Here is a 1,468-nt window from a genome sequence, read left to right on the forward strand (position 1 = left end):
TGTCAGATGCGAGTTTTTGGTACCGGTGTTCTGGGGACTCGGTACTGTCGTGTTCCGGGTAGTTGGTACCGGGTCGAGGGGTACGTCGGCCCGGACCGTTAGTCTTAGTCGTCTGGGGTGGTCGGGGCGGTGGCTTTACGCATGTCGAAGTCTCCGATATGGATTCGGTGGCCGTTGTTGAGGCGGCTTACGAGTGAATCGGCTCCGACTCTGTCTGGCAGTGTTTCAACCCAGTAGGCGGCAGCTGATTGGGAGGAGATCAGTGTTGGGAGCCTTCCGTCGCGGTCGAATATGATCTTGGTTAGGTCTTCTTGCCCGCGCTGGTTGATGCTGGTGGTCATAAAGTCGTCGATGATAAGGACATCGACGTTGATCAGTTTCCGCATCTTATCGAGGTAGTTTTGGTCAGTCGGTGAGAAGACCGCCAGCATGTCTGCAAGTTGATCCAGCCGGTAGTACGCTACGGAATATCCGGCCTTGCATGCGGCGATGCCGATGGCGCAGGCAATGTATGTCTTGCCTGTTCCGGTCGGTGCAAGGATGTGAATATTGGTCGGGTTTTCCCGCCAGTTGGTTGCTGCGATTCGTTTCAGCTGGCGCATGTTGATACCGCGTTGTTCTGCCCGGGTAATTTCAGCCAGGCTTGCATCCGGGTATCGGAATTGTGCCTGGGTGATGGCCTTGGCAATGTTGCGCTGTTGGCGTTGTGTGTAGGCTTCTTCGACTGCGGCGAGGAAGATGTCTTCTGGTAGCGCATCCGCATAGGCCTCGTCGTTGACAACCTCGTAGAAGATGTCAGCGAAGGTTGATACGCGAAGCTTGCGCATTTTCGCCCGCACAATCTCGTCGTCGATGCTGCTCATGATTTTTCACACTCCTTCTAGTTTTCGTAGTGGTCAGCAGGCCGGATAAAGACGGCATCGGCCACCTCACCGGTAAGCGGGGTACTTGGGCGTGGTTGGCGCTTGGCTACAGGCTGTGTTTTTGGCCCTGGTTGCCCGGGATGTTGTTGGGCGTGGGCAATGTCAGTCTGGAGGCGTTTGATCACTGCCATCGTTGGGGCCAGCTTCTTGTCCACGACCTGCTGGCAGGCAGGTTCCAGGGTGGCTTTGTTGTGCTTTTTGCCCAGGTTGGCCAGCACGTTGCGTGCCTGGATGAGTCCGCGGGGTACGGCGGCACTATTGCGGTCGAGGATCATCGCTATGACTGCGTGCGTTGCTGCCCCAAACGACGAGGCCCAGGCCAAAAGCTCATCACGGGTAAGCGCCTTGTGGCCTTCATCATCGCCACGCGGCCCATGCTGAGGGTTGGTGGAATACCGGTATTTGAATCCGTGAAGGCGCGTGTGTTCAGCAACAAGCTGCTCCCCGTTGAAGACGCTCACCAGTTGCGGGGTGAGTCTTACTGTTACCGATTCTCCTACCAGCTGAAATGGCACTGAGTAGTACTGGTAGTCACAGGTGATGTG

Annotated in this window: 1 protein-coding gene and 1 pseudogene; both read right to left on the reverse strand. The window is 56.5% G+C overall.

Going from position 1 to position 1,468, the window contains the following annotated elements; genetic code table 11:
* Positions 1 to 104 precede the first annotated feature (104 nt).
* On the reverse strand, positions 105 to 863 hold the full coding sequence (locus tag HMPREF2888_RS02195; RefSeq protein WP_070518136.1) for an ATP-binding protein: 759 nt from the start codon (positions 861 to 863) through the stop codon (positions 105 to 107).
* 17 nt (positions 864 to 880) lie between these two features.
* Positions 881 to 1,468, reverse strand: a pseudogene (locus tag HMPREF2888_RS02200) (IS21 family transposase); the annotation flags it as partial.

Origin of the sequence: Corynebacterium sp. HMSC077D03 (assembly GCF_001808545.1) — a bacterium.
Classification (GTDB): domain Bacteria; phylum Actinomycetota; class Actinomycetes; order Mycobacteriales; family Mycobacteriaceae; genus Corynebacterium; species Corynebacterium simulans.

Bases quoted from the DNA above. Each gene is read 5' to 3' on its own strand.
- HMPREF2888_RS02195 (WP_070518136.1), bottom strand. From the start codon at position 863: ATGAGCAGCATCGACGACGAGATTGTGCGGGCGAAAATGCGCAAGCTT.